The organism is Endozoicomonas sp. (assembly GCF_051008435.1).
Lineage (GTDB): Bacteria > Pseudomonadota > Gammaproteobacteria > Pseudomonadales > Endozoicomonadaceae > Endozoicomonas_A.
Genome location: NZ_JBPCXO010000453.1, coordinates 1 through 2,987 on the forward strand (window position 1 = coordinate 1; position 2,987 = coordinate 2,987).

At 44.7% G+C, this 2,987-nt stretch carries 2 protein-coding genes; both read right to left on the reverse strand.

Annotated features, from left to right (window positions below):
- Positions 1-8: 8 nt before the first annotated feature.
- The gene (locus tag ACR2PX_RS22410; RefSeq protein WP_434001575.1) at positions 9-1,655 is read right to left on the reverse strand and encodes an IS66 family transposase; all 1,647 of its coding nucleotides are present in this window, start codon (positions 1,653-1,655) and stop codon (positions 9-11) included.
- A 145-nt stretch (positions 1,656-1,800) separates the two neighbouring features.
- Positions 1,801-2,772, reverse strand: coding sequence for a hypothetical protein (locus ACR2PX_RS22415; RefSeq protein ID WP_434001576.1), 972 nt, complete (start codon positions 2,770-2,772; stop codon positions 1,801-1,803).
- Positions 2,773-2,987 lie beyond the last annotated feature (215 nt).

The window sequence follows — 2,987 nt, forward strand, 5'->3', positions numbered from 1 at the left end:
GTAACTGCTCAAAATTCGTAGGCAGAGCGGTTCATGAGCTGAACAGATTTTTCCCGCACCATGTCTGATAACCGGGGAATAGTTCCAGTCCCGGAGATTCGATCCTTCAGATATCTGGAGAATGACACGGCATGTAGCCTGCACGTTTTTTTCAGGCTTGCGAATGTATCCCGACAACTCTGACCAAGAGAGCTCCTGGTACCGCCGCTGATCTTTCGCCGTTTTACATACTCCCTGATCTGTCGCTCACTCAGGTTGTTATGAAGAGGTAACCACGGATACTCCAGTATCAGCAATAACTCTTCCCGAGCCCTATAAAGCTTACCCAGAACATAACAAAGGTCGGGGAAATCAACCTGCGTCGTCACCCAGCGATTAAAGTCTTGCTTAATTTCTGCCTTTCGAGCTGCTGTCGGGTTCAGGCAATACGCCTCAATGTCGTCGTATAAGTGCCAGTATTGCTTTTCCATCCAATCACGGGCTGCTCGCTCCTGTTTATTAGCAGGAATCAATTTTGCCAGAGGGCGGCTGGCATGGAACCAACACAGGGAATGTTCAAACGCAGTGTCAAACTGTCGAGCACCATCGCTGTGGATGATCATTGCTTCAGGAAAGCCGTTATTTAGCAGGCCCGCTTTGAGAACCGCCTCCGTTGCCTTACGGCGTTGCTCTTTGGGGAACAGCTGATGATCATTCAGAAAAGCTTCCCAGGCCGCTTTATCCAGGAAGTGAGTTTCGCCGTAGACAGACAAGACATCAACCCATTTGTTGGCCAGCTCGACCTGTTTCATATAGCTGATTGCAACAGGGTTCAGCACGTGTGACCGACGCTGCCCTTGAAGCAGGGTCAGGAAATTAACACGGCTCTTGCTGGAGGTGGAGGCAAACACGGTAAAGGTCTCATTGCCTATGACCGTACAATAACCGTTTTTACCATCGTGTCGAGCCCCTGTGTCGTCTACAAGTAACACGCGGGAGCAGGCAATACCTGTTTCGAGGATATCTTCTCGCTCCTGATGGAACTGCTCATGTCCATGAATCAGCAAGTCATTGAGCTTTCCTTCGGAGATTGGGCAACCATGGCTATGTAGCCAGTCGAGTAGCAAAGGCTGGGTGACACTGCAGGAATGATAAAGATCCAGCACCATGGCAGTGAGGTTATCTCCGAAGCGTCCTTTGACGTGGGCGGGTAGCGGCGCAATAACAGTCTGACCTTCAGGAGTGAGCCAAACTTCGCGACGGTAGCGCGTTGTCGTAAATTCCAGGTTCACATCAACTTGGGTAAAATCCTTGTAACCTTTACTCTTCCAGCTACCCTGTACATCTTCTGCCAGACAAACTTCCTCCCGAATGGAAGATGGGGAGGGTTTGGCTGTTCGACCGGGCTGCTGAGGACGAGGTCGTTTGCTCTTCGGTGGTGGCGTGTTGCCAGAAGCTGATGCTGGCTTGCTGTCCTCGTTGTCTTTACCGTCTTGCGTAGCCTTTTTATTCGGGCGAATCCTGGGTTGCCCCTTGAGTTTCTTCAGGTGCCGGATTTCCTCACGCAGGGCGGTGTTTTCAGAGGTCAGCTTGTTGACCTTGTTGAGCAGATTGCTGACAAGGGTTTTGAGTTCGCTGACTTCTGTTTCAAGTGCTGAGGTTTTGGACGGCTTCATGGGTTGAGATTATGCCCGACTCGAATACACAAAGTTTTGATGCCTGTGTGTTGACTCCCTACGAATTCTGAGCAGTTACTATTTTTGCTTGGCATGATGCAGATTGGTAGTCGGGAAAACCGAGTATATTCCACCTCCCTGAAACCTATAATGAGCCTTTGCTTTTTAAGTGAGCTATGAAAGCGGCACCTGACACTATTGCCTGTAAGTGCCTTTGAAAAACAAAACTATTATAATTATTATTCGTCATTGTACAATCATCAGATATTTGTCTTTCATCTCCAAAGGAAACAGGCATTGATTCATCCCATTCGGATCGATACCCATTAAAGTAGTCGTGTCCATAATCAAAGTTCCAAAACCACTCCCAGCTAATGTCACACCCTGGAATTAGTTTTTTATATGAAATCTCTGTCTGTTTTGATGTGTGATCGACAAAATAGAGCAGTGGCGACTCATTTATATCATATTCAATTTCAGTAGTTTTCCCACTAACTGAAATTATATTGATTTCTGCCCTGAAAAGTCTCTCACAGTTATTTATGCTCTCTGAAAGAGTGTCGGTGAATGACTCTAGCTCTTCCACATCTATTTCCCACTTGTCAATTTCATCATGAATCAAACCAAAATCATATCGGCCAACTGCTCCTCCCATAATGAGAGGAGCCAGTGGCCCATGAAATACAGGCATAACGTGAGCAGGAACAGTCACATCTTCTATAAAATGCAAACCACTTCCAGTAGCAACAGGGTCAAACTCATAGGATGCTTTTAATGTATTTTCAATAGAATGTAATAACCCTGTCATGGATCGATTTATGGGGAAATATTCCTGCCCGCTTTCTTTTGATGAATTATAAAAATGCCAGTTAAAAATTCTGTAAGGGGCCTTACTAATACTGGTATCTTCTCCAGAATTTGCATTTATTATCTGTTCACTTTCGTCAGAACTAATAGTACCAACGCTTTCTAAGGTTTTTTGGCATTTGTTGTATAAATTAATTGAGCTGTTAGATATCAATTGATGCTGATATGGCTCATAGCCATATAAATTTGGTGATACATGTATTATCACCAAAGGAATAAATATTAATGTTTTAAGCTTTTTGAATTTCATTACACTTTCCTTGTGACATGTATCAGATGAGCGCCTTTTTATAAGCTCTCGCTTAATTTTTTACTCTCTTTTTGAGAGTTAGTAAAGGAAAGGCTCTTAGTGGATTCCGGGGAGCTGGAAACAGGATGACTTATGTGACTATGAATAGAAGACGTTTTCTTGTAAAACAGTGTCATGAAACTTTATGACCTCCTCGATAACGCCAAGTGCTATGA